Here is a 26,135-nt window from a genome sequence, read left to right as displayed (position 1 = left end):
TGTGCCAATTGAATATTTCAGATAGACTTCCTCTTAGCTGATTAAAGTACTTTTTCATCTTTCGCAAATAATGAATATATAAGGCTTTAATCAGTCCTTTCAATATTTTTTATCGTGTACAGAGATACTTGGTGATGCTACTTTCTTTAGGATACTTAAAGAAAATAATATGATTTTTAGTGAAGATAGCTTCCAATACGATGAAACAACAGTAGATGATGATGACTGGGGTAAGGTTGATACAGGCAGTGACTTCCTTGGAAAATGGTATATAACTGGTGGTGATGAGCAAATAGAAATTTGGAATAATTTTGATAATATTGATGATATCCGACCAAATGTTGCTGAGCTTGACGGCGATAGGAATGAGATTGTTGACTTTTCTCATGATTTAGCATCAAAAGGTTTTGATAGTATGCAAATGTCATTTGATTTTTACTCTAGAACTGGTGATGACTCAAGTAACTTTGAAGTTTATTTAGGTGATGAGCTTGTCTATACACATGATAGCTTCTCTAAAGGTTGGCAAACAATTGACATAGATTTACAAAATACTAGTGCTTCAGGTAAGACCTTAACACTAAGAGAGTCCGGAAAAGATGATAGTTACGGTGCACTAATAGATTTAGAATCAATTAGAGTGACTCCTAACAAAATCACCTAAAGTTCTAAAGCTTGGAGCTATAAATTTAGTAACAAATATATTATAATTCCTATTTATATTGTTATTCTTATACAATTCAAACATTAAGTCTAAAATTTAATAACTAAGAGAAATAAATGTCAGAGCAAGAACCACGTAAAAAACTTTCTTTAGGTAGTAGAAAAAAGCTATCAGTAAACAGAACTTCTAGTCTAAGCACAAACCTCAAAACTAGACTACAAGCCAAAAAAGAAGATAATATTCAAAACTTTTTTAATAACGCTGATAAAGAGCTTCGTGAATTATATCAACAAAGACAGACATTAGAAGACCAAATTAAACAAATTGAGCAAAGACTTCTTTTTGCAAAAAGTGAACCATTACAAGAATTTCTATTTGAATTGAAAACAAAAGATTTTGCATTATTGGCAAAGATAAATTCTCATATAAATACTCTTTAAGATTTTATTTTATAAGAATTATGCTTATTAAGAACTAGAATATACTTTCAAATATTTCTTTAATACCTTTTTTAGCAAGACCTAGCATTTTAGCAAATTCTTCTTCTGAGAAGTCTTTGCCTTCTGCTGTACCTTGAATCTCAATCATACCACCATTTGAGTTCATAACTACATTCATATCTGTTTCAGCGTTAGAGTCTTCATCATAATCTAAATCAAGTACAGGCTCATTATTGTAAATACCTACAGATATTGCAGCAACCTGAGACATTAATGGATTAGTTTGTTCATCAAGCATACCATTGTGCTTCATATAATCTATGGCATCCCTGATAGCTAATGATGCTCCAGTAATAGACGCTGTACGTGTGCCACCATCTGCTTGGATTACATCACAGTCGACTTTGATAGTATTTTCACCTATTTTCGTTAAATCAACACTTGCACGTAATGCTCTACCAATTAGTCTTTGAATTTCTTGTGTTCTACCAGATTGCTTACCTCTAGCAGCTTCTCTATCCATACGAGTATGAGTTGAACGCGGTAACATACCATATTCAGCAGTTAACCACCCCTCACCAGAATCTTTTTTGAATCTTGGTACGCCAGCAACTACAGAAGCTGTACATAAAACTTTAGTATCTCCAAATTCTATTAAAACTGAACCTTCAGCATGTTTTGTAAAATTATGTGTAACTTTTAAAGTACGTAATTGATCGTTATTTCTTCCACTTGGACGCATTTTGGAACCCTTTTAATTAAATTCATAAGTATTAAGTGTATAATTATACAAATCGATATTAAAATAAGAAACCTTAAGTTTAAGGTATTTCTGATATATGAATATTATTAACAAACAAAATTTATCAAAAGTAGAAAGATACTGGCTTAATGATGCAAAAAACTTAGTTACAAGCCTATCAAAAGGTTATGGTGAAATTATATTAGATAAAATCTCTCAGAGTTTTACAAATGTTAATCAGTTAGAAGCATCACTATTAGATATTAAGTCTGCATTAGTACGACAAATAACTCTTTCAAGTATCAATGAAACATTAATTTTTGCTAGGACAATTATTCCCTGTGATACTTATGATTTTTTTTCACAAGAAGTTGATAATCTTGGCACAAAACCAATTGGTGATAATCTACTTTTTGAGAAATCTAAATTTACTCGTGATGAATTCATAATCCGTAAATTATCTAGTGATGATTTTTATCAAGAAACAAGTAGGCATATTCAGCAAGAGATCTTTTCTCGTAGTTCGATATTTACATACAAAGATAATCAAGAGCTTAAATTTTTAATTACAGAATATTTTCTAGTTTTACCGGAGTTATGTAATGCAGAGTAATACAAAATTCAAAGCATATATTATGCTAATGAGATTGCATCGCCCTATTCCAATACTGCTAATTCTTTGGCCAACTCTTACCGCACTAGTTTTGGCAAGTCATGGTATTCCAGATATTAAATATTTGATTATCTTCACTATTGGTGTGGTTGTAATGCGTACAGTGGGTTGTATTGTTAATGATATTGCAGACATAGATTTTGACAAACATGTAGAGCGTACCAATACTCGACCTTTAACCAGTGGTAAACTTAGTGTCAAGAATGCATTATACTTGTGTCTAGCTCTTACGATAGTTGCTTTTATCTGTGTATTGTTCTTAAACTTATACACAATTTTACTATCATTTATAGCTCTATTTTTAGCTGTTTTATATCCATTTTGTAAAAGGTTCTTTGCAATTCCTCAGTTGGTACTTGGCTTAGCGTTTAATTTTGGTATTTTTATGGCTTTCTCGGCTACACAAAACAAAATACCTCTAGAAGCTTGGATATTTTATCTATCAACAATATGTTGGACTATAGCTTACGATACTATCTATGCATTAGCTGATCGAGATTTTGATTTAGAAATTGGTATTAAGTCATCAGCTGTTTTATTTGGAGATAAAGTATTTAAGTACATCTTTTTATTCAATTTCATATCATTAGTACTTCTGATAGCTCTAGGTATATATCTAAGCTTTAATATTATTTTTTATATAGGTGTTGTTATTAGTGCTTTTTTATTTATCAGAAATTATTTCTTATACAAAAAACTAGGTATAGCTAACTGTATAAAAGCTTTTTCTGATAATCATTGGATTGGCTTGATAATATTTATCATAGTGGTTATACAATATCTTTAGTAAAGGATTTTTTTGTGATTAAAGTTTTCTATGATGGTAAATGCGGATTATGCTCAAAAGAGATAAATCACTATAAAAATATAGCCCCAGAAAATATTTTTGAATGGATCGATATTACCGAAATATCTGAAGAAAGTCTTAACAAAGAAAATTTAGATACTCTATCTTGTCTGAAGCTATTTCATGTCAAAGATAACGGAGATAGATTTCATACTGGAGTTGATGCCTTTATCATAATATGGAGCCAATTAAACAAATGGAGAAAGTTAGCAACTATTATTAAACTACCACTAATATATAGTTTTGCTAAAATTATATATAGTCTGTTTGCGAAATGGCGTTTTAATCGTTTAACCCATTGTAAAATAAGGTAACCTAAACTGGAGAGTAGATGAACTTAATAATTGGTGCGATCTTAGGTTTTATATCAGTAGCTTTTGGTGCTTACGCAGAACATGGTTTAAAATTACAAATCTCAGCTGAACATTTTGATTTCGTAATGACTGCAGTTCGTTATAATCAAATCTATGCTATAGTAATTAGCGGTATTGGAATAGCTCTTTTAAGTAGTAAGAGCTTATCACGATGTTTAGCTCTTAAACTAAGCAACTTATTTTTTATAGTTGGCACAATATTATTTAGTTTTAGTATTTATATTTCTGTGGTTTATAATATACCTATTATTTTGAAGCTAGCACCATTAGGTGGCACCACACTGATGATAGGTTGGCTAATACTAATTTTAGCTGCCATTTTTTTGAAGAAAGATCTAAAGAGAAACTTATGAAGAGATATATAATTACACTAGCATTATGTATATTTGTGTTATCGGATACTGGCTTTGCAGATACCAAAGATAATCAAGGATATATAGTCAAACTTTACTTTGGCAGAACTATGAAAGATGATAAAGATAATATCTCTTACGTTTCAGATAAGATGTTCAAAAATTTTGAGAACAAATACATAACACCCGCTTTCCCTGATGGTTATACTGAAAATGATGCTAGAGGCTATTGGCGTAGCCCAACAGGAACCACTTATAGTGAAAAAACCAAAGTTGTCACGATACTTGCAGATGATAAATCAAAACAACTTGAGCAAAAAGTAAACAATCTAGTTAATGTCTACGAGAAAGCATATCATCAAGAAAGTGTCTTAGTAACGTACACAAAGACAGATTATTCTTTTATCTAAATGGCGGAGAGGAAGAGATTCGAACTCTCGATAGTCGTTAAACTATACACGCTTTCCAGGCGTGCTCCTTCAACCACTCGGACACCTCTCCAAAGAAATATTAAGTATACAGCAAAAGCTTATATTTTCAACTTTTAGATAATCATTACACCGCCAGAAACAAACATCAAAACTATGAATAAATTCTTTAGAAGCTTTGGAGAAATTATCCCTAAATAATTAACTGCCAAAAGACTACCTGCCAATGCAAATATACCCGATGATACTAACAATGGAATATTTAGATAACCAAGTGTTGATGGTACATTAACACTAATTCCATAAGTAAGCACAAATGCTGCAATTGATGAGTTTATAAGCACACAGACACTAGTTATAGCTATAGCTTTTTTGATATCAGTACCAATCTTTATAAAAAACATTGTTGCAAATGTTGTTGAGCTTGCCAAAACACTCAAAATACCACAAAATCCAAAAATACTATATCTAGCGCTTCTAGGTAATTTAACAACCTTATTATCATTGTGCAATATCATCCAGATACCACTTCCAAATAACAATATTGCAAAGACTATTTTCAAAAGATCTGTATTTATATGTTTTGCAACTATTGAGCCTACTAGCGCCCCTATAGATAAATATACTAAATAATACTTTAACTCTCCCAAGTGTATATTACCTTTACGATAGTGTTTGTATGTTGCTATAGAACTTAAAAATATAGACATCCCACAACAAGTTGCTATAGCTATTTGCATAGCAAAGTCAGCTCCATAAGTATGTACAATTATAAAATAAAAAGCTGGAACAGCTATCAAACCTGCTCCTCCACCAAGTAGCGTAGAAATAAAACTAGCTACAAAACCAACAATTGCTCCTAATATGATTAACATTATTTTTTTCCTATGATTATTTAAGGTAGTTATAGACAGTAGCTCGACTAATATTTAGTGCGTTTGCAATGTATTTACTTGCATTCTTACCATCTAGTGCGCCTTGTTGTTTAAGTTCTAAAATCAAGTTTTTCTTTTGATCCCTTGTTAAATTATCGATTGGTAGATTATTATCTATACAATATCTCTGCACAAAATTGTTAATTTTTTCATAAAGAGTATCTCTGAAAAGGCTCTGTTGCTGCTGCGACATTTGCATATTGTTATTATTTAGAAATACGTTTATTAAATTTTGATATCTATCAAACACAGAAATATCTAAATTTATGCATAATGTCCCTATAACATCATTTGTTGAGCTTTTAATTATAGTGATAATGCATTTCATTTTCCGCCCGTCATAATTTATTTTATCGTACGGCCCTATTACAAAATCATCGTAAGCATCTAAATCTATATGATCTAGATATGATATATCTCCAATTTCTCTTTTAGAGATAGGATTAAAAATCGCCACTATCTTGTTCTTAGATAAATCATGAATTACAACTTCTGCAAAAGGATGCAAAAGCCTACTTATAGCTTCCGCGACATTTATAAATTTTTCTAACTCAGGATTCATTTTGATATCTAAAACCATTTTTTAGATATATTAGTCTATTTTAGACTTTTTTGTCAACAAAATATTTTAAGAAGATTTAAACTTAGTACTACGACATATATTTATAAAGTTAACAATTACAGGTCCAATAATATTCTGCCAAATTGCATAAAAAGTTGCAGCAATAGCTGCTTGATTACCAAAGAAGGTCAAAGCTATCACAACCCCTAAGCCAACATCTAATATACTAAACTCAAATAGCAAAGCTAATCTACTATCAAAATCTAGGCCCAAAACTTTACCTATTAAATATCCAAACACATTAGCAAATATACTAAGGATTATAACGCTTAAAATAATATCTAAAGGTACAAGTATAATAGCGTCTTTATTTAAAGCTGTTACAACCATTACTATTAGCATAATCAAGAGTATTGGAATACTAGAGATTTTCTTTAAAGTGGAATCATTTAGTTTAGTAAATTTACTAATTAAAATTCCTAAAACTATCGGTAAGATAACTATTATTGCCATTGTTTCAAACATACCAAACCAGTCTAACTCAATACTCTTCGCAAAGAAAAAATAGATGATTAGTGGCATAACTATTGGTGCTAACAATGTTGTTAAGAAAGTTAAACTAACAGTAAGTGAAATATTTGCTCTAGCCAATAAAGCCATAACTCCTGAAGCCGTGCCTCCTGGACAAGCACCAACAATAACTAGACCTATCAATGCGGTTAAACTCAACCCAAAGAGCTTACCAATTATAAAAGCAGCTATTGATGTAACAGTTAATTTCAAAAACAATATAACTAGTAACTTTCCCTTGAGGTTAGCGACTTTTACAAAATCTTTTGGTTGTAGATGAAGTCCAATTACCAACATAATAGTAGCTAACAAATAAGTAATATATGGCTTTAATGGTATAAATATGTAAGATACCGATGTAGCTAAAAGAACTCCTAGTATTACTATAATTGCAAAATATTTCTGGATAAAATTCATTTTCATGGTTATTAACTATATTATTTAAAATTATTTTACATACTAAATTAAATATAAGAATAGATTGTTATCTTTTATAGCAATTAAAATAAGAAATAGGCTTGGAGAACGTTAATTGAATATTTTCAGATAAGATTTATTTTTTATTTTTTGCTCTCCGACATCTTTCAGAGCAGTATCTTACTTCATCCCATACTTTTGCCCATTTCTTACGCCAAGTAAATGGTAAACCACATACTACACAAACCTTCGTAGGCAAATGCTGTTTTTTCATATACCTAACTCCTCAAGAAACTTTTTACTATCTTGTCTAATTAGTTCTTTCTTCTCATTAGTCATCTTTTCATAAGATTTATAAATCATTGCCAAGCGTGGGTTATTAGCGAGTTTTGATTTATTTCTAGCTAAGAAATCCCAATATAAGTAATTAAATGGACAAGCACCACCTCCATTTTTCTCACTGACTTTATAACTACAATTATCACAATAGTTTGACATTTTTTTGATATAGCTCCCACTAGCAGCATAGGGTTTACTTGCCAAATACCCACCATCTGCAAAAAGTACCATTCCTGATACATTTGGTAACTCAACCCACTCATAGGCATCTGCATATACTAACAAATACCACTCATTGACATACTTAGGATCAATCCCAGCTAACAATGCAAAATTTCCCAAAACCATTAGTCTTTGAATATGGTGCGCATAGGCATTTTGTTTAGTTTCTTTGACACACTGATGCAGACAATTCATCTTAATATCAGCATCCCAATAAAAACTTGGTAATTTACGTGTAGCTTCAAGATAGTTCATATCGCGATAGTCTGACATTTTTAACCAATAAACACCGCGTACAAACTCTCGCCAACCAAGAATTTGACGGATAAAACCCTCAACAGCATTTAAAGGAGCATTGTCATTATAATATGCTTTTTCAGCAGCCTTGATACACTCCATAGGTAATAGCAGGCCACTATTAATATACATAGAAATATGTGAATGATACATCCATGCCTGTCCCTCAAGCATTGCATCTTGATAATCTCCAAAATCACTAAGTCTTTCTTTAACAAATAAATCTAGTGCTTCGAGCGCCTGCTCTCTAGTAACAGCATAATTAAATGGCTCAATATCTCCAAAATTATCAGCAAATGTTCTCTCGACTAACTTAATTACTCGCTTAGTTATATCATCTGCTGTACTTTTATATGGTTTTGGGATTTGCATATTAGAACTTGGTGTTTTACGGTTTTGACTATCATAATTCCACTGTCCACCTTCTGGCTTGCCATCATTATCAAGCAAAATATTATGTTTAGTACGCATATAACGATAGAAATATTCCATGCGTATTTGCTTATAGTTTTTTGACCACTTTGCAAACTCATCAATTGGCGCTAAGAATCTATCATCTGTAAGTATTTCAACATCTATAGAGAAATCTTTCTGCCAACTTTGAATATCTTTTAATACACGATATTCACCTGGCTCAGTTACAATAAGCTTTTGTATACCAAGCTTTTTAACAACCTTCTCAACTTCACTATAAAATGAACCTGTATTCTTTGGATCATCTAGTTTTGTATAGCAAACCTTATAACCTAGTTTATGCAACTGCAGTGCAAAATGACGCATCGCTGAGAAAATATATACAAGCTTCTTTTTATGATGCTTAACATAGCTAGCCTCTTGCATTACCTCACACATCATCACAACATCATTTGCTTTGTCACAATCTTTCAAACTAGAAATACTCTGCGAAAGTTGATCTCCTAGAATTAATCGTAAGGTTCTCATTAGAAAAGCTCTCCTTGAATATTATCTACCTTTTGTTGTTTAGATTTGATTTTTCTGGGCTTTTTCCTACTAGCATGTTTTTTGATAATATTTTTAGTTTCTTGACTACTCTTTGAGTCTTTTCTAATTTTATAAATATTATCTGCGGCAAATTTCCGCGCTTGCTTTTCATCAACAATAGGATTTGGATAATCTACCGCATTATGCTTTTCTAGCCATGGTGTATGGATATTCTCATCACTTACATTTTCTAGCTCAGGTATCCATCTTTTGATAAATTCGCCATTAGGATCTTGGTCAATGCTTTGCTTAATAGGGTTATAAATACGGATACTATTTATACCTGTAGTTCCCGATTGCATTTGCACTTGTGAATAATGAATGCCTGGTTCATAATCAGTAAATAATCTTGCCAAATATAGCGATGTAACACGCCAATCTAACCACAAATGATAGCTTGCAAAACTCATAAGCATTGCACGCATACGAAAATTTAACCATCCTGTTGCAATCAATGCTCGCATACATACATCTATCATTGGGAAACCAGTATTACCAGTTTTCCATGCCTCAAAATATTGCTGATTTAGCGACTCTTTGCGTAGTTGATCATAGGCTGAATGCAAATTCTCATATTCAATATTTGATTGATCCTCTAACTTCTGCATAAAATGACAATGCCACCATAGACGCGATAAAAATGAACGCATTGCGCTTAACCATTTTGTTTTATTTTTTATACTACTAACTTTGATTTCTTTTTACGCTGATTAGCTAACTGATATACCTCTTTTATCGAGATAGCTCCAAAAGCTATATATGGCGACAATCTCGAACAACTTTTAAAGGCAGTAACTGGTGAAGACATTTCTTTAGTATAACCACAACCTCTTTGATACAAGAAACTATCAAGGATTCTAAGTGCGCGAACTCGACCACCTTTTTGCCGTTTATAGCAATTATCATACTCTAGGCCAAGACTCTCAGCCGTAGGTATTTTAGTTTGATTTTCACAAATAAATTTGAGCTTAGCAGGCGCTTTTACAAGATTTTCACTCATGCGTTTGTGCCATAACAAAGCCCATTTATCTCTATCAGCTAAACAACGAACTACACCATTTTGATATGGCTGATGCCATGTAATATCATTCTGTTTAAAAAACTTCTCAAGTTTAATATCACGCTGATATGTCCAATTATTCCAAGTTTCTTGATGCGACCAAACACTCTTGATAGGATGTTTTTGTATTAGCTGCTCAAAAACCTCTATAGCATCACCAATCATTAAGATTAATGGTTGTCCTAATCTCGTAAGTTCTTTATTCAACTCTTCTAAACATTCTGACAAAAACAAATATTGCCTATGACTCATATCAGGCTGTTGCCAAAGCTCAGGCTCAATTATATATATTGGTAAAACATCTCCTTTTGTAGCTGCCTGTGTTAAAGCTAAATTATCATCTATGCGTAAATCACGCTTAAACCAGACTACTTGCATTTGTATGATTTAGCTTTTTTTGATGTTTTGCAGCTCGGCCCGATACTCTTTTACGCCAAAGTTTAAAGCTACTCGGTTTAAGATTATTTCGCATGATTTTTATAACTTGTGGTTCTGACAATCCAGTTATATTTCTGATTGCATCAAATGATGTTTTATCACACCAAGCCATTTCTATAATTTCACTGCTTGTTATACTTTTATCACTCATAAATACCTCTCAAAACTTTAACTATGGAATAATCTCCTTACCATCCCATGCAAAACATTTACCACTATCCTCCACTTTTAAACCATCTAATACTTCAACTAACTTACTAGCTGAATACTCAGATGTGAAAAGCTTACCCTCAGCTACTCTAGCTTGGAAAGGCTTAGAAAGATGACTATCCACAGTCCCTGGATGTAACCCAACTATTATAGCACTTGGATTTACACGCTTAGTTTCGATACTTGCTGTTTTGATAAACATATTTAAAGCCGCCTTTGAAGCTCTATAAGCATACCAACCACCAAGCTGATTATCAGAGATACTACCAACTCGTGCAGAAATAGCTGCAAATACAGACTTAGTATCTTTAGCTAACTTGGGTATAAAATGCTTTGCGACCAAAGCTGGAAATATTGTATTTGCCTTAAAAAGTTCAATAAATTTATCAGCTGATAGCTCTCTTAAAGCTTTCTCTGGCTTTATCTCGGAAGTATGTAGTATACCAGTAGCTACAAAAACCAGATTAATAGCTCCTGACTTATCATAAACATATTTTGCTGCTTTCTCGATTATTGCTTCATTCGAGTAATCAATATGTTCATAAACTACACCTTCTACACAATCAACTACTTTAGAATGTGAAAAAGCATATATATTAGCATTAGGATATAACTGTTTTAATCTTTTTATGACTGCACTGCCTATAGAACCTGAAGCTCCAATAACAACTAGATTACTACTCATACTACTTTCCCCGACAATGGTTTAGTATTTTAAGTATACAAATAAGATTATGGATTTTTTATATGGATAGATAAATATTAAGAAAGTTTAATATACAGAAACTAATCAGCTATCAGATCATACTCAGTAGATTCTGTAATCTCGACAGTTGCAAACTCACCAACTTTTAGACCTCTCTCCGCTGCATCACCAACGATAACTTGTCCATCAACTTCTGGTGCATCATACTTAGTACGCCCAATTGCATAGTTTTCATCAAGGTTTATTGAATCGATTATAATTTTTTGCTCTGTACCAACAAAGTTTTCTAACTTATTAGCACTTATTTGAGCTTGCAGACTCATAAATTCATCTAAACGCTGTTGTTTAATCTCTTCAGAGATTAAATTATCAAGTTGGTTGGCCCTTGCACCCTCTACTTCTGAGTATTTAAAACAACCAACTCTATCAAGCTGTGCCTTATCGATGAAGTCTAGTAAATGCTCAAAATCTGCTTCGGTCTCGCCTGGGAAACCTACGATGAAAGTACTTCGAATAGCTATATCTGGACAAATATCACGCCATTTATTAATTCTATCAAGTGTCTTTTGAGTATGAGCAGGTCGTTTCATCCTTTTGAGAACATCTGGTGATGAATGCTGTAACGGCACATCAAGGTACGGATTTATTTTACCCTGAGCCATCAGTGGTACGATCTTATCAACATGAGGGTATGGATACACATAATGCAACCTTGTCCACATATCTAACTCACCAAGAGCTGTTGAAAGATCCAAAATATTACTTTGATATTCTTTATCATTCCAAACTCCTGATTTATATTTGATATCAACACCATAAGCAGAAGTATCCTGTGATATTACAAGTAACTCTTGAACACCAGCATTTTTAAGCTTCTCCGCTTCACGCATGATGTTATCAATCGAGCGACTTTTTAACTTACCACGAATGTCTGGAATAATGCAGAATGTACAAGTGTTGTTACACCCTTCTGATATTTTCAAGTACGAATAATGTCTTGGAGTAAGCTTAATACCTTGTGGAGGTACTAGTGAGACAAAATCATTAGCAAATATAGGTGCATGAGTATGCACAGCTTCTATTAAGTTCTCATAATCTTGAGGCCCTGTAATACTTAGAACTTCAGGATGTTTTTCTTTGATAAGGTCTGCCTTATTTCCAAGACATCCTGTTACAAGAACCTTGCCGTTTTCTGCAATTGCTTCACCAATGACCTCCAAAGACTCATCTATAGCAGAATTTAAAAATCCACAAGTATTAACGATAACCATATCAGCATTATCATAACTATCTACCAAGTCATAACCCTCTGCTTTTAGCTTAGTTATGATACGCTCAGAATCAACAAGGTTTTTTGGACAGCCAAGACTCACAAAACCAATTTTAGGAATTTTAATCATAATATTTAATTTCAAACAAAAATTATTCGAATATTGTAGAACAATTTAATATAAAAAAATAGTTAAAGATAGAATTACAAACTTAGATATGAAAATTACTAATTAATTTGATGAATTATCTTCATCACATTTAACACCAAAATCAATTTCTGTTCTTCTATCTAGATAGTAAGCTTTCTCAGATGCTTTATACATACATGCATCATTAACACCGTCTGTACAGAACTCATCATAGAACTGAGTTGGCTCTGCAGCTGGTTTTAATTTACCATAGCTAACAACACAAATTTGGTCTTTATTTACATTTTTACCTAGTAAATAGTTGTATACAGATTCAGCACGCTTTTGACCTAGATTAAAGTTATATTTTTCACTACCTCTAGGGTCAGTATTACCTGATAACTTAATAGGCTGATCTGGATGAGCAATCAAGTAGTCAGCAGTTTTATCCAAACACTCTTTAGCATCATCAGTAATATTATAACTATCAAAACCAAAATATACTGATCTACAATTGATATCCATAAGTTCTTTTTTCATTTGTTCTACTTGATCTGAACTCATATTATCAGAACCATATATTTGCGAAGACATCTCTAATGCTTGAGAACTATCAACACCAGAGTACTTATCTTTAATCAAATCACTATTGTCTGGTCTAGTACTAGAACAACTTGCTAACATAAGTATAGAACCTACAACAGCTACACTCATAATACTTTTTTTCATCATATTTAACTCCTGTTTTTAGCTATTTTCAAAACCTGAAACTTCATAATTACCGCCATTATCTGCATAACCTGAATAACTTGACCCATAATTCTCACCACTCTTAAGCGTACTGATAAAACCTGGACCACTAGTCTCATTTAAAGATGATCCATCTAAACTACCGTTTGCATTAGCTTGCAGTGGAGGTCCCTTATACCACGCACAACCTGTAATTAACAAAGCTAAAGCTAAAACAACATAATTTTTAACTAAAACCTTCATACAAGCTCCCTAAAAGTTTTTTGGCGACCAACTAGGTGACTGAATTAAAATGTTACCATTGTTAGCTGAATCAACATTAAATTTATTATCTCCATCTAATGATACCATATCTAATGAACTATAACCTCTAGAGTTTGTCGATATGTACGCAATCATATTACCAAATGGTGAAACTGTAGGTGAACTATCTGATTTACCATTTGTGATATTTGTTACAGTCCCATTAGCTAAATTGAAATCAGCAATTTGAGTACCCTTTGACCTTAATTGATTCATAAAAATAATGTCTTTACCATCTGGAGTATAATTTGGCTCATAACCATGATAGATCCTACTGCTCAATTTAGATGATTGAGGATATCTTGAGTTTACGGGTGCAACATAAATATTTGGACGCCCGCCTCTATCAGATGTAAACACTATACTTTGACCATTTGGAGAGAATTTCGGAGCTGTATTTATCCCATTTATTGTTATTCTCTTTAGTGCTTTAGTAGCTAGGTTTAATATATAAATGTTTGTCTGATCAGAATATCCCTTAGATAAAGCCAAGGCAATTTCTTTGCCATTTGGAGAAAATGATGGAGAACTATTGATACCTTTAAAGTTAGTTATCCTCCTAACCTTTCCTGTAGCTATCTCTAAAGTATATACACCCATGCTACCACCACTATAACTTGAGTAGACTATATACCTACCATCATTTGACCATGATGGCGTAGCTATCGGGTTATCACTTTGTCTAAGAACAGTATGTTTATTATATCCATCATAATCAGATATTATTAGCTCATAAACTCTACCATACCTAGCATAAGGATTGCTTACTTGTACATATGCTAATTTAGTTAAGAAAAAGCCTTGCTCACCAGTAAGTTTTTGGTATACATAATTAGCGATCTTATGCGCTAAAGGTCTCACTAAAGATACACTTATATTTTTGTACGTTATTGATCTAATATAGCTTGTATCATTTCTCTTATATATTTGCACTTCAACAGTGTAACTATTATTTGAATTTTTTGTATATTTTGTTAAAACAACATAATCAGACTTCAAGCTCTTCCAAGGTATATTCTGACTTTGATTAATTTCATACTTAATAGAGTCATCACCTTGTAACCTACCATTATGATTAAGATCTGAAAGTATTATAGAATTTACTTGTTGAGGAAATTGATCTACAACATTATTACTAATTACCGTTACTAGCGGCTTTTGAATAACTCCAGTCGTCACTTCAGCAACTAAATCTGCATATAGACTAGAAATTAAAAAAACAAATATCGAAAAGCCTGTAATGATTTTTCTCATATTATTCCTCATTAACTTTGTTTAAATATAAAACTTATATTCTCTGTTTGTATAGTTCTTCTTGCCACAGGATTTGAGATATCTGGCGGTGTAGTATTTTTAATAGCATCTATCAATGACTGGTCACAACCATAATCACCTGACGTTCCTGTAAGCCTTATGAACTTTCCATTCCTAATAATTGCTCTTGGTAAATCGTATATACCTCTACAATCATCTTTAATCCAATTTGAGCCTACCCTATCCGTATATTCGGTGACATATTTACTCACTGCTAAATCAGCCTGATTCTTAGCTGCTTCACGCTTAGCTGATGCGATAGCCTCAGCTCTTGCCTTTGCCAATCTTTCTTGACGAGCTTTTTCTTCTACTTCTTGTTTTGCTTTTAGTTCTTGTTCTTTTTTACGTTTTGCTTCCTCTTGAGCCTTCTTTTTCTCTTCTAGCTCTTTCTTACGCTCAGCCTCTTCTTGAGCCTGTCTCTTTTGCTCTGCTTGACGTTTTGCTTCAGCTTGTGCTTTTTTCTTTGCTTCTAAAATAGCTTTTCTTTTTGCTTCTAATTTAGCCCTTTTCTCAGCTTCAGCTTGTGCTTTTAATTTTTGCTGATGTTTTATGAGAGCTTGTCGTTTAGCTTGCTTAATATCTTCTCTAGCTTGCTTTAATTCTTGCTGATGATTTTCATAAGCCGAAAGCTGCTTATTTAATTCACTACTACTTATCGATGTTGCTTGAATAATTTGAAGCTTTTTGGGAGCTTTTTCAACCTGAGCACTCAAAGCTGCCTGGCTTGTTTCAAACTTTAAATCACTAATAAATGCCAGTGTGTATAGCAAAATCACTATGCCAACATGTACAAGTATTGCCTTTACTAGAAATGGGTTTTCATCGACTGTTTTTTTACAGAAAGTAATAACTTTTTGATAATTAAGATTTGCCATCTTCAGTGACTAACCCCACTTTATCTACACCAGCTCTTTGTATAAGAGCCATAGCTTTTACTACCTCACCATAGTTTGCACTACTATCACCACGCACGTATACAGGCTTACCTGGAGATTGCTGTGACAGACTAACAACTGCATTCGTAAGATCTCTAGCGCTTAATGATGCTTTTGGATCACTAACTCCCTGATTAACAAAATACTCACCCTCTCTGTTTACTGTAACCACAATTGGCTTACTATCATTAGAGGGTATTTTTTCTGATTGCGCTTTAGGCAAATCGACCTTTACACCCTGAGTTAGTATAGGTGTTGTAATCATGAAAATAACCAAAAGCACTAACATTACATCAATATAAGGTACTACATTGATTTGCACCATTGGTCTCTTTTTTCTGAAGAATCTCTTATTTCTCTTTTTCATACTAAAAGCCTTTATCTAAAAGCTTTCTTGATGTTGCTGTTGCACTTCATCTCTATGAGCTTCTTTTAACAATAGGATACACAAATCATCCTGAAATGATTCATAACCAGACAAAACATCATCAACCTGATTAGACAACCTACTATGGCCAATAACTGCTGGAATTGCTACGAAAAGACCTAATGCTGTAGCAATCAATGCTTCTGCAATATGAGGAGCAACTACAGAAATAGTAGCTTGCTCTACACCGCCTAAAGTATTAAATGACGACATAATACCCCAAACCGTGCCTACTAAACCAATATATGGAGATACTGCTCCTATAGTAGCTAAAGCAGGGAGTTTTCTATCCAGCTCTTTTGCTTCTTGAGCTATAGCTATACCTACTGTCCTTTCCATACCTTCTAGAATAGTATCGCCCTTTAATACTCCAGTATCCTTTAAGTTATTAAACTCTCTTAAGCCTGAGCAAAATATTATTGACTTACCAAAGATGTTTTCTTTATGTTGGAGATAATAATCATATAATTTCTGTATATGATGTCCTGCCCAAAACAACTTATCAAATTGAACTTGCTCATTACGATATTTTTTGACACGATTGTTGACTTCAAACATAATAGCCCATGAGTAAACAGACATACCAACTAGACCTAACATAATAAGCTGAACTATAAAGTTAGCATGTAAAATTAATTGAACTAAAGAAATAGAATTATCCATAAATATTCCTGACAGATTTATATTTTCATATATTTTCGCGCGTGTTGTCGCTAATTATACGTAAACTAATATAAATTATAAACCATTTAATGCATCTAAATTAAATATAAATCTGTTATTATTTATAAATAATAAAATTTCAGATTGATATGTAATGAAAAAAACGACTTTACTTATACTAGCTTTTGTTGCTACAGCTTTAATCTCATGTACAAATTCAACCGGAGACTCTTTTGGCTATGTAGCTCCACCACCAACTGAACAAAACTTAGACTCTAATGAACCAGGATATATGCAACAACCGGGTGGCGTTTCTGCAGGTATTATAGGCGAACAAGGCCATGCTAGCCATGATGCTTTTGTCACAATTAAAGAATAATTTTTTTACTTATCTGCGTCTATTATTTTTTTACCATCGACAGCTGAATTTTCATTTAGATCGCTATTTTTAATTTTTTGCTTATACCTATAATGAGATATTGGACCAGACAATGCATATCCAATCATTATTAAATACAATAATCTCTCAGGCATAGTAAATAACATCAAAATTATCAATATAAAACATATTATATAAAGTTTACTTATATTGCCCCTTCCATCACTATCTTTAAAACTTCTAAATTTAATATCACTAACCATCATAAAAGCAAGATATAAAGCTGTAAATATAGTAACACACACTAGTAAAAATATAATAAAGTCATGACCTGTGTCTCCAGCTCTACCAATCAGCCACTGGCCAGACCAGATTAAACCACATATTGTAACAGCACCTGCTGGACATGGCATACCATAGAAATATAATCTTCTCTCAAGTTTTTGTTCCTCTGAGTCCGCTGGAACTTCAATCATAGTATCAAACTTTGCTAGTCTTAGGGCTACTGCTAATAAGTATAAAAATGAAATAGCAGCTCCTATAGGTCCAAGATGATGCAACATCCAAAAATACATTACCAATGCAGGAGTAGCCCCAAATGAAACAACATCTGCGAGACTATCTAAAGCAGCACCAAACTCGGTTTGAGTATGAGTATATCTTGCTACTCTACCATCAAATGCATCAGCAAACCCTGACAATAACATATATACCGCTGATGAAATAAAATTACCTTGAAAAGCGGCAATAATAGCCAAGAAAGCAAATAATAAACTAGCACTCGTAAATAGGCTAGGAAGTATATACTTCGACCTCTTCATATCAATATTTTCTAATAACCACATAACCTTAACCCTACTATTTTCTTAACAAATCTGGTCTTAATATTTTAGCCCCACGTAGATATATATGATTTATATCAACTTGCGACTTAGTTGTATTATATGTCAACATAATCCGAATACAAAATTCTAATGCTCCCTCACGCGTCATTTGTTGGCAGTCAATCAAAGGCACATCCACCAAGCCAATATCACGAGCTGCAACGGCAGGAAACTCTGATTTAATATCCTGGGTTGCTGTAAATATTATATTAACGATATCTTCAGATTCAATATCATTATGATTTATCATCTCTTGCAAAAGCTCTCTAGTCATACTTATTACATTTTCTTTAGTATCACTATCTATTGTTGTTGCACCCCTGACTGATCTCTGCATAAGGTCTTCCTCAATTAGTACCAATAATTTTTTGTTTAAGAAGTCTCGGAAGAGGGAAGTAAACCTCTTCTTTGATACCATCAAACTCCTCCACATCAACATCACCCTTACAAACATTAGATATTTCAGAGATTATCTGTTGAACAAGATATTCAGGCGCAGAGGCTCCAGCACTGACTCCACAAACTTTCTTATTATCAAACCATGCACTTTTGATATCCGCAGGATTATCTACCAAATAAGCATCAATCCCTTCCAGTGTCGCTAACTCTTTCAATCTATTAGAGTTAGAGCTATTTTGTGAGCCAACAACAACTAAAACATCTATTTCTTTAAGCATTGATTTTATTGCTGTTTGACGATTCTGTGTTGCATAACAAATATCTTCTTTTTTTGGTCCTTTGATATTTGGGAACCTATTTTTTAAGGACTCTATAATTCCTTGAGTTTCATCCACAGATAAAGTAGTTTGTGTCGCGTAATACAAATTATCAGGATTTTTTATATCTAGCTTAGCAACATCCTGTTCACTTTCGACCAAATATATAGCTCCTTTTTCACTGCGATACTGACCCATAGTACCCTGAACCTCAGGATGTCCCTTATGTCCAATCAAAACACACTCAGCATCATTATTACTTGCTAAGCGAACACCTCTATGGACTTTAGTAACCAATGGACATGTTGCATCATATAACACAAGGTTTTTTTTAGCTGCAGCTTCTTCAACTCGAAGCGAAACACCATGAGCACTAAATATACACACAGCATCATTAGGAACTTCATCGACCTCTTTAACAAAAACCACGCCCTTTTTCTTTAAAGAATCAACAACAACCTTATTGTGGACAACTTCATGGCGCACATAAATAGGAGACTTTTCAACTTCTAGAACTTTCTCTACAGTCTCCACAGCTCTACTGACTCCTGCACAAAAACCTCTAGGATTAGCTAGTAATATCTTCACTTAAATCCTCCTCTTTTTCAGCTATATCTAAAATCTTAGCTTCGAATACAATTATCTGACCAGATAAGGGGTGATTAAAGTCGACTGTAACATCATTTTCATTAATTTCAGTAATCAATCCTGGTAACTTAGAGCCATCTTTTTGGCTAAATGATACAATTAAACCTTCTTCTAACTCCATATCCTTCGGAAACCTATATTTAGGCACAGAATAAATGCTCGCAGGATGCTTTTCGCCAAAAGCCTCTTCTGGCATCAAAACAACTCTTTTACTATCTCCAACAGATGCTCCCTCTAGCTCACTTTCAACTTTATCAGTAAAGCATCCTTGACCCATTTGAAATATGAAAGGTCTATTATAGTTTTCTGTATCTTCAGCGATAGAACCATCTTTCAACCTAAATTTAAAGTGCATTTTCACAAAGCTGTCTGAAGTTATTTTCATATAAATTCTAATTGTATTTTTTGAACTTCAAGATACCATATTTAGAGATTTTATTCATCTTTTGTTTATATAACAAATTGATTTTATCAATATAAATCAATAACCTAAGCTACAAATACTATTCTCATCAAAAACTTTATAGTAGAATCCTATTAATAAGCCCATAAGTTTTATTACCACCTATGAAAAAACTACTAAGCATTACTTCAATAATACTATCGACGTTAATTATAACAGGTTGTGAAACATTTACAGGAAGTGAAAATCCTAGTGATGAAAACCTTTCTTTTCCTACATTAGGACCTTGTACAGAAAAATTAATAGAGTCCAACCAATCTTTTATATGTTTAAAAGAACAAAAAGGTCCAGACTTAATTCAAACAAATATTAAGTTCGATGCAGATAGTTACAATCTTAATGACCAAGCCAAGCAAGTTCTCAACAAACTCTATGCTTACCTAAAGCTTACAGACACTACAACATTCACAATAAGGGGATATGCTGGAAAAGTAGAATCAAAATTACTAACCGATAAACACATATTGACTGAGTATAATATTAGACTATCCAAAAATCGTGCAGAAAGTGTTGAAGAGTATCTTGTTAGAAGAGGGTTAGATAAGGACAATGGAATTATAATTAAAGCCCTAGGATACCAAGACCCTATTGCACCAAATGATACAAGTTCAAATAGAGCAATAAACCAAAGAGCCGAAATTACTCTAAAAAGTAGACTCGTCGAACAAATAGATAACATAGAACAAAACCTAAAACATGTAAAACCTGCAGACTACACCAAATTCTTCTCAAACGTTTACCTATTAAATGGTAACGAAGTCGATGATGTATCAAGAATATACGACTCTAGAGAAAAAAGACCGGTACTAAGTACTAACTACAAGATATTTGCAGATAAAGAATACCCTCAGAATGTTGATAATAAAAACTTTATAATCATATCAGAGCCTAAACCAATAGCATCTTTTAACGACGATACCAAATACTACAGATTAGGAACAGCAAAATATGATCATACTTACAAAGGTATAACAGCTCTTACAATCACTAATCTAACTAGGGAGGCTAGTGTTGGTGATTACGTAATACCTGATGCTATTGCAGATCAAAAGCTTCCAAGTGAAACTTTTAAAATGAAGAGCAAAGTAACTGCAAATGTACTTGAAGATGTTATGAATACGAATACATTCTCCTCATCTTATAATAGTATTCTACTTAACAAGGGTGCTACTGATGGACTAAAACTAGGAGCTGAAGTAATACTATACGAGCCTGAAAGTAGGACTGATGGCTTCCCTATTCCTCCGAAATATATAGGTTATGGCTTTGTATATAGGGAATCAAATAACTATTCTATAGCAATAATAGTTAACTCACTGCAGGAAATAACTAGCAGCTCAATGGCAACAACTCGACTGTAATGAATAATACTACCAAATCCATAGTAATTCTTTCATGCACACCATACTTTGGTAATAGTCGCCTACTAAAAGCGTTAGAAACTGGTGTTACTTTTAGTGAGATTATCGATAATCCAAGCAAATATACCAAAAGCTTATTCTTGCGTCACGAGAGTATAGAATATCTCAACAATAGAAAATACCTAAGCTATCTAGACAAACTGTATAGCTGGCTAGAAAATAGTCATAATAAATTAATAACATACTCAGATCAAGCTTATCCAGAAAATCTCAAACATATTAACAATCCTCCTTTTGTATTATATTGCACAGGTAACATAAAACTTCTAGATACTGTTCAATTAGCAATTGTTGGTGCAAGAAAAAACTCTACTTATGGAAAGAATGCTACTTACAAACTTTGCAAAGAACTTAAAGACTCAAATATCACAATAACAAGTGGACTGGCATACGGAATAGATACTCTAGCTCATAAATATGCTCTTGAAAACAGTTTAAACACTATTGCTGTAGTAGGTACAGGAGTTGATATGATATACCCAAGCTCAAACAGAGCGCTCTATAACAATATTATCTCTAACGATGGACTAATAATATCTGAACTACCTCTAGGAACAACAGCTTCACGTTATACTTTCCCTCAGAGAAATCGTATAATTAGTGGACTATCTAAAGGGGTGGTTGTAATTGAAGCAGCTAGCAAAAGTGGCTCATTAATAACTGCTCAACATGCTCTTGAACAAAACAAAGAAGTATTTGCAGTACCGGGAAGTATTTTTAGCACATCTAGTCAAGGTTGCAATGAGTTAATCAAACAAGGAGCGAAACTTGTTTGTGATATTAATGATATTTTAGAAGAGATAAATATTGACCCAAACAACTCTTTACAAGAAACTTCTACAAAAATAGCTGACAATAATATAAACCTAAGCAACTCCGAAAAAGTGATTCTAGACATTATAGGTCATGGGCTCACAACAATTGACAAAATAGTTACTGAATCAAAACTTCCTTATATGGAAATAACTCCAATCCTATTTGAACTCGAACTCAAATCGCTGATCGAATCAGTACCAGGTGGATATATAAATACGCAATAAATCGCAACTCAGTAATTACCATAACTACTAAGGTCTGCTATACTTTACACATGCAGTTATACTGAGACTCAAGATGGTTCTACAGTTAGTGCTTAACATACTCAAAAATCCCTTCATAGCACTATTTTTAACAGTGAGTATTGGTTATCTACTCGGAAAGATAAAATATAAGACTTTTGTATTAGGTGGTATTTCAGGATCTCTAATAATTGGAGTGATAATAGGACAACTTAATATTATGATTCCGCCAGAGATAGGCTCTTTGTTTTTTGCTTTATTTATATATGCCGTTGGCTATCAAGGAGGAGCACAATTTTTTAGATCCTTAAATAAAAGTACTCTTTTATTGTTAGCTTCTTCGACTATAACATGTCTCTTAGGGTTAATATGTGTATTAGCTTTTGCTTGGATATTCCAATTAGATAAAGGGACTGCAGCTGGATTAGGTGCTGGAGGATTAACTCAATCAGCCATGATAGGTTCAGCAAATAATGCAATAGCTGCCATAAGCTCACTGCCAGAGTCAATTATTCATACAATGCAAGCTAACGTGGCCGTTGGATATGCAGTATGTTATATCTTTGGATCTTTTGGGCCAATTATCCTATTAGCTACAATCTTCCCACTTATAATGAAATGGGATATCAGAAAAGAAGCTATTAAGCTAGCGACCGAACAATCAGATGGTAGCTTGGATTTAGAAGCTGGTCAATTCTCTGCTTTTAGCGAATACACTACTCGAGCATATAGAATTAGTCACAACTCAGAACTACTAAATAGATCAGTTGTAGAAATATATAAAGCATATGAGTATAAAGTAGTAATAGAAAATATCATTCGCAATGATAAGCTACTAACTATAACCCCTGAAACCACCATCCATACTGATGATATAGTAGCCATAACATTCTACGAAGATTTAGACATACAATCTATCATTTCAAATGATGATGAAGTTACCAAACCTCAGCAATTCAACTTCATTGAAGAAAAAAGATCTTTAATATTAACAAACAAGAATCTTTTCAACAAAACTATCCAAGAAGTCAAAACCATAATTCAAGACAAAAACTACTATGGAGTATTTTTACAAAAAATTATTCGTTCTGGTCAAAAGCTTCCTATTTCTGACGAACTAAAGCTAAGAAGAGGTGATGAAATTGTATTAGTAGGCAAACCAGAGGATCTTGATAAAATTAGCAACAAGATAGGGACTTATATTTCTGAAGCTCCGATCACTGATTTCATCTTCTTTGGTTTAGGAATGGTTTTAGGCTATATTTTGGGCTTAATAAGTTTCAATATCTTTGGTATTTCAATAACTTTAGGCGCTGGCGTTGGTTGCTTGCTATCAGGCTTGATTTTTGGTTGGATCAGATCAGTGAAACCTCAATTTAGCAATCTACCATTAGGGGCTTCTAATTTTATCAGAGACTTCGGTTTAGCAATATTTGTAGCTAGTGTTGGAATTACTGCTGGACCTCAAGCCATAATCGCCATCAAGGATCACGGACTTACACTATTTTTCTTGGGTATTGGTGTAACTATCATACCTCAAGTAATTTCTTTTTACATATCGTACTATTTACTTAAAATCAAAAACCCTATTGTATTATTAGCAACTATTGCTGGTGGTAGAAGCGCAAATCCTGGTTTTGCAGCTCTATTAGAACGAGCTGGCAACGCTACCCCTGTAATTCCATTCACATCATCTTATGCTTTAGCAAATATATGGCTGACACTATGGGGTCCTATTATAGTTGCATTAGTCACAATCATACCCAAATAAAAGGATATTTTCATGAGTCAACAAGATTTAAGTCCATTTGAATTTAAAGATGAATTAATAAAATTAGCAACAAGTAAAGCCGATAGATTAATGTTGAATGCTGGTCGTGGCAATCCTAATTTTTTGGCAACTATTCCAAGACATGCTTTCTTACGCCTTGGAGACTTTGCACTTAAAGAATCTGAAAGATCCTACTCCTATCTTGATAACATCTTTGGTGGCTTACCTGAGAAAAAAGGTATGTTAGAAAGATTTGATTTCTACTGTATGGCTAATGATAAGCTAGATGGAATTAGTTTTCTTAAAGCTGCAATCTCTTTCGTTGATGATCATTTAGGCATCAATAAAGAAGATTTTCTATATGAAATGACTAATGCATATCTTGGATGTAACTACCCTTCGCCACCAAGGATGCTTTCTATCACCGAAAAAATAGTAATGTACTATCTGCGTGAAGAACTCTATAAGAATACGGACACCCCTCTAGAGTTTGATATTTTTGCGACAGAAGGTGGTACTGCTGCTATGACATACATTTTTCAATCCATGAAAATAAATGGATTGCTTAATGCTAATGATAAAATAGCGATGATTAGCCCTATTTTTTCACCATATCTAGAAATTCCAGAACTTCCAGAATATAACAATACTATAGTTCACATCTATGCTGCTGAGCAAGCAGATTGGCAAGTTACTGACAAAGAACTTGAAAAGCTACTTGATCCTACTATAAAGATTCTCTGCTTAGTAAATCCAAGTAATCCACCATCTGTCAAAATTAGTGACTCTGTTCTAGACAAAATAGCGAATATCATCGGAGATCATCGATCTGATTTAATGATTATTACCGATGATGTTTATGCAACTTTTTCAGATGACTTTGAATCATTATTCTCAAAATGTGCCTACAACACCCTTTGCGTTTACTCATTCTCCAAATACTTTGGAGCAACTGGCTGGCGTATCGGTACGATTGCCCTACACAAAGACAATATTTTTGATAAACTAATTAGCGAACTTGATGATAGAAAACTGCGTGAGCTTGATAAGCATTACAGCTCTCTTACAACAAATTCAAGAACATTAAAGTTTATTGATAGATTAGTAGCTGATAGTCGCTCTGTTGCACTAAATCATACCGCTGGTATCTCACTACCTCAACAATTACAAATGAGCCTTTTTGCGCTTTCTAGCTTATTAGATAGTCAAGATACTTATCGTAAAGAAGCAAAAAAGCTTATCAGAAGACGCTATAATATCTTATTTAATTCAATATCACCTAAGATACAGCACCATTATAATTCAGATAATGTTGGATATTATACACTTCTAGATTTAGAACATCTCTCAACTGTAATTTATGATAAATTTTTTTCTAAATGGTTAATACAAAATCATAGTGTTAATGATATGCTAAAAACTTTAGCATCTGAAACGGGGATTGTACTTCTACCTGGTAATGGCTTTGATGATCTACATCCTTCCGCTAGAGTTTCTTTAGCAAACTTACGCGAGTGTGATTATAGAAATATAGGAATCAATATTAGACAACAATTAGACAACCTATATTCTGAATATAAAAAAACTTGCTAAAAATCCTCTGTACACGATAAAAAATATTGAAAGGACTGATTAAAGCCTTATATATTCATTATTTGCGAAAGATGAAAAAGTACTTTAATCAGCTAAGAGGAAGTCTATCTGAAATATTCAATTGGCACAAG

31 protein-coding genes, 1 tRNA gene and 1 pseudogene are annotated in these 26,135 nt (G+C 33.1%); 12 read left to right on the top strand and 21 right to left on the bottom strand.

Annotated elements, in window-relative coordinates:
• Positions 1-169: 169 nt before the first annotated feature.
• Both F3D57_RS10380 and F3D57_RS08815 read left to right on the top strand, forming a co-directional pair.
• A complete protein-coding gene (locus F3D57_RS10380) occupies positions 170-664 on the top strand; it encodes a hypothetical protein (protein ID WP_224728172.1) in 495 nt (164 codons plus the stop codon).
• A 116-nt stretch (positions 665-780) separates the two neighbouring features.
• Positions 781-1,104 (top strand): hypothetical protein, encoded by a 324-nt coding sequence (locus tag F3D57_RS08815; protein ID WP_013922178.1) that lies wholly within the window; start codon positions 781-783, stop codon positions 1,102-1,104.
• Positions 1,105-1,138: 34 nt separating this feature from the next.
• Here the strand turns inward: F3D57_RS08815 and rph are convergent, their stop codons facing one another.
• Positions 1,139-1,846, bottom strand: a complete 708-nt coding sequence (rph, locus tag F3D57_RS08810; RefSeq protein ID WP_150465972.1) for a ribonuclease PH — start codon at positions 1,844-1,846, stop codon at positions 1,139-1,141.
• A gap of 97 nt (positions 1,847-1,943) precedes the next feature.
• Between rph and F3D57_RS08805 the strand changes: the two genes are divergently transcribed.
• From F3D57_RS08805 to F3D57_RS08785, 5 genes are read left to right on the top strand one after another with little or no spacing between them, the layout of a single operon-like run.
• A complete protein-coding gene (locus F3D57_RS08805; protein WP_150465971.1) occupies positions 1,944-2,459 on the top strand; it encodes a chorismate--pyruvate lyase family protein in 516 nt (171 codons plus the stop codon).
• Entirely contained in the window at positions 2,449-3,306 is an 858-nt protein-coding gene (gene ubiA / locus F3D57_RS08800) for a 4-hydroxybenzoate octaprenyltransferase (protein ID WP_146421818.1), read from the top strand. Before F3D57_RS08805 ends, ubiA begins: the two co-directional genes overlap by 11 nt.
• Positions 3,307-3,320: 14 nt before the next feature.
• Positions 3,321-3,680, top strand: a complete 360-nt coding sequence (locus F3D57_RS08795; RefSeq protein WP_150465970.1) for a thiol-disulfide oxidoreductase DCC family protein — start codon at positions 3,321-3,323, stop codon at positions 3,678-3,680.
• A gap of 17 nt (positions 3,681-3,697) precedes the next feature.
• Positions 3,698-4,093, top strand: a complete 396-nt coding sequence (locus tag F3D57_RS08790) for a DUF423 domain-containing protein (RefSeq protein ID WP_146421816.1) — start codon at positions 3,698-3,700, stop codon at positions 4,091-4,093.
• The gene (locus F3D57_RS08785) at positions 4,090-4,503 is read left to right on the top strand and encodes a DUF3574 domain-containing protein (RefSeq protein ID WP_146421815.1); all 414 of its coding nucleotides are present in this window, start codon (positions 4,090-4,092) and stop codon (positions 4,501-4,503) included. The genes F3D57_RS08790 and F3D57_RS08785 overlap by 4 nt, the downstream gene beginning before the upstream one ends.
• 1 nt (position 4,504) lies before the next feature.
• On the opposite strand, the gene F3D57_RS08780 is transcribed toward F3D57_RS08785, so the two are convergent.
• The 16 genes and pseudogenes from F3D57_RS08780 to tolQ all read right to left on the bottom strand — a co-directional run bounded on the left by F3D57_RS08780 (position 4,505) and on the right by tolQ (position 17,071).
• Positions 4,505-4,594: transfer RNA gene (locus F3D57_RS08780), tRNA-Ser, on the bottom strand.
• 43 nt (positions 4,595-4,637) lie between these two features.
• Positions 4,638-5,396 (bottom strand): sulfite exporter TauE/SafE family protein, encoded by a 759-nt coding sequence (locus F3D57_RS08775; RefSeq protein ID WP_146421814.1) that lies wholly within the window; start codon positions 5,394-5,396, stop codon positions 4,638-4,640.
• A 16-nt stretch (positions 5,397-5,412) separates the two neighbouring features.
• Positions 5,413-6,036, bottom strand: coding sequence for a transcriptional regulator (locus tag F3D57_RS08770; RefSeq protein ID WP_150465969.1), 624 nt, complete (start codon positions 6,034-6,036; stop codon positions 5,413-5,415).
• A 48-nt stretch (positions 6,037-6,084) separates the two neighbouring features.
• Complete coding sequence (locus F3D57_RS08765) at positions 6,085-7,005, bottom strand: bile acid:sodium symporter family protein (RefSeq protein ID WP_150465973.1); 921 nt, start codon at positions 7,003-7,005, stop codon at positions 6,085-6,087.
• 136 nt (positions 7,006-7,141) lie between these two features.
• Positions 7,142-7,279 carry a DUF2256 domain-containing protein gene (locus tag F3D57_RS08760; protein WP_150465968.1) on the bottom strand — a complete coding sequence of 46 codons (138 nt, stop codon included), beginning with the start codon at positions 7,277-7,279 and terminating at the stop codon, positions 7,142-7,144.
• Entirely contained in the window at positions 7,276-8,805 is a 1,530-nt protein-coding gene (locus F3D57_RS08755) for a cryptochrome/photolyase family protein (protein ID WP_150465967.1), read from the bottom strand. The genes F3D57_RS08760 and F3D57_RS08755 overlap by 4 nt, the downstream gene beginning before the upstream one ends.
• Positions 8,805-10,303: pseudogene (locus tag F3D57_RS08750) on the bottom strand (FAD-binding domain-containing protein). Before F3D57_RS08750 ends, F3D57_RS08755 begins: the two are co-directional and overlap by 1 nt.
• Positions 10,284-10,514, bottom strand: coding sequence for a TIGR03643 family protein (locus F3D57_RS08745; protein WP_150463610.1), 231 nt, complete (start codon positions 10,512-10,514; stop codon positions 10,284-10,286). Before F3D57_RS08745 ends, F3D57_RS08750 begins: the two are co-directional and overlap by 20 nt.
• A 21-nt stretch (positions 10,515-10,535) precedes the next feature.
• Positions 10,536-11,258, bottom strand: coding sequence for an SDR family NAD(P)-dependent oxidoreductase (locus F3D57_RS08740; RefSeq protein ID WP_150465966.1), 723 nt, complete (start codon positions 11,256-11,258; stop codon positions 10,536-10,538).
• Positions 11,259-11,359: 101 nt separating this feature from the next.
• Positions 11,360-12,679, bottom strand: a complete 1,320-nt coding sequence (gene rimO / locus F3D57_RS08735) for a 30S ribosomal protein S12 methylthiotransferase RimO (protein ID WP_150465965.1) — start codon at positions 12,677-12,679, stop codon at positions 11,360-11,362.
• Between the two features lie 102 nt (positions 12,680-12,781).
• Entirely contained in the window at positions 12,782-13,411 is a 630-nt protein-coding gene (locus F3D57_RS08730; protein ID WP_013922162.1) for an OmpA family protein, read from the bottom strand.
• Between the two features lie 15 nt (positions 13,412-13,426).
• The gene (locus tag F3D57_RS08725; RefSeq protein ID WP_013922161.1) at positions 13,427-13,672 is read right to left on the bottom strand and encodes a hypothetical protein; all 246 of its coding nucleotides are present in this window, start codon (positions 13,670-13,672) and stop codon (positions 13,427-13,429) included.
• Between the two features lie 9 nt (positions 13,673-13,681).
• A complete protein-coding gene (locus F3D57_RS08720) occupies positions 13,682-14,986 on the bottom strand; it encodes a PD40 domain-containing protein (RefSeq protein ID WP_191092381.1) in 1,305 nt (434 codons plus the stop codon).
• 11 nt (positions 14,987-14,997) lie between these two features.
• Positions 14,998-15,921 (bottom strand): cell envelope integrity protein TolA, encoded by a 924-nt coding sequence (tolA, locus tag F3D57_RS08715; RefSeq protein ID WP_150465963.1) that lies wholly within the window; start codon positions 15,919-15,921, stop codon positions 14,998-15,000.
• A complete protein-coding gene (gene tolR / locus F3D57_RS08710) occupies positions 15,908-16,348 on the bottom strand; it encodes a protein TolR (RefSeq protein ID WP_041263589.1) in 441 nt (146 codons plus the stop codon). The genes tolA and tolR overlap by 14 nt, the downstream gene beginning before the upstream one ends.
• 15 nt (positions 16,349-16,363) lie before the next feature.
• Entirely contained in the window at positions 16,364-17,071 is a 708-nt protein-coding gene (gene tolQ / locus F3D57_RS08705; RefSeq protein ID WP_013922157.1) for a protein TolQ, read from the bottom strand.
• A gap of 154 nt (positions 17,072-17,225) precedes the next feature.
• Here tolQ and F3D57_RS08700 point away from each other — a divergent pair, with 154 nt between their 5' ends.
• Positions 17,226-17,450 (top strand): hypothetical protein, encoded by a 225-nt coding sequence (locus F3D57_RS08700; RefSeq protein ID WP_146421801.1) that lies wholly within the window; start codon positions 17,226-17,228, stop codon positions 17,448-17,450.
• Between the two features lie 5 nt (positions 17,451-17,455).
• Here the strand turns inward: F3D57_RS08700 and F3D57_RS08695 are convergent, their stop codons facing one another.
• From F3D57_RS08695 to fkpB, 4 genes are read right to left on the bottom strand one after another with little or no spacing between them, the layout of a single operon-like run.
• On the bottom strand, positions 17,456-18,295 hold the full coding sequence (locus F3D57_RS08695; RefSeq protein WP_150465962.1) for a CDP-alcohol phosphatidyltransferase family protein: 840 nt from the start codon (positions 18,293-18,295) through the stop codon (positions 17,456-17,458).
• A 13-nt stretch (positions 18,296-18,308) separates the two neighbouring features.
• The gene (gene aroH, locus F3D57_RS08690; protein ID WP_146421799.1) at positions 18,309-18,671 is read right to left on the bottom strand and encodes a chorismate mutase; all 363 of its coding nucleotides are present in this window, start codon (positions 18,669-18,671) and stop codon (positions 18,309-18,311) included.
• Between the two features lie 10 nt (positions 18,672-18,681).
• On the bottom strand, positions 18,682-19,638 hold the full coding sequence (gene ispH / locus F3D57_RS08685) for a 4-hydroxy-3-methylbut-2-enyl diphosphate reductase (protein WP_150465961.1): 957 nt from the start codon (positions 19,636-19,638) through the stop codon (positions 18,682-18,684).
• Positions 19,619-20,083: an FKBP-type peptidyl-prolyl cis-trans isomerase gene (gene fkpB / locus F3D57_RS08680; RefSeq protein WP_150465960.1), complete on the bottom strand. Its 465-nt coding sequence runs from the start codon at positions 20,081-20,083 to the stop codon at positions 19,619-19,621. The genes ispH and fkpB overlap by 20 nt, the downstream gene beginning before the upstream one ends.
• A gap of 182 nt (positions 20,084-20,265) precedes the next feature.
• Between fkpB and F3D57_RS08675 the strand changes: the two genes are divergently transcribed.
• The 4 genes from F3D57_RS08675 (at position 20,266) to F3D57_RS08660 (ending at position 26,004) form a co-directional block, all read left to right on the top strand.
• Positions 20,266-21,522 (top strand): OmpA family protein, encoded by a 1,257-nt coding sequence (locus F3D57_RS08675; protein WP_146421797.1) that lies wholly within the window; start codon positions 20,266-20,268, stop codon positions 21,520-21,522.
• Positions 21,522-22,622 (top strand): DNA-processing protein DprA, encoded by a 1,101-nt coding sequence (dprA, locus tag F3D57_RS08670; RefSeq protein WP_150465959.1) that lies wholly within the window; start codon positions 21,522-21,524, stop codon positions 22,620-22,622. Before F3D57_RS08675 ends, dprA begins: the two co-directional genes overlap by 1 nt.
• A gap of 73 nt (positions 22,623-22,695) precedes the next feature.
• The gene (aspT, locus tag F3D57_RS08665; RefSeq protein ID WP_150465958.1) at positions 22,696-24,411 is read left to right on the top strand and encodes an aspartate-alanine antiporter; all 1,716 of its coding nucleotides are present in this window, start codon (positions 22,696-22,698) and stop codon (positions 24,409-24,411) included.
• Positions 24,412-24,423: 12 nt separating this feature from the next.
• Positions 24,424-26,004 carry a bifunctional aspartate transaminase/aspartate 4-decarboxylase gene (locus F3D57_RS08660; RefSeq protein WP_150465957.1) on the top strand — a complete coding sequence of 527 codons (1,581 nt, stop codon included), beginning with the start codon at positions 24,424-24,426 and terminating at the stop codon, positions 26,002-26,004.
• Positions 26,005-26,135: the final 131 nt, after the last annotated feature.

The organism is Francisella sp. SYW-2 (genome assembly GCF_008711475.1).
Taxonomy (GTDB): Bacteria; Pseudomonadota; Gammaproteobacteria; order Francisellales; family Francisellaceae; genus Francisella; species Francisella salimarina.
This window is presented reverse-complemented; position numbering and strand designations above follow the sequence as displayed.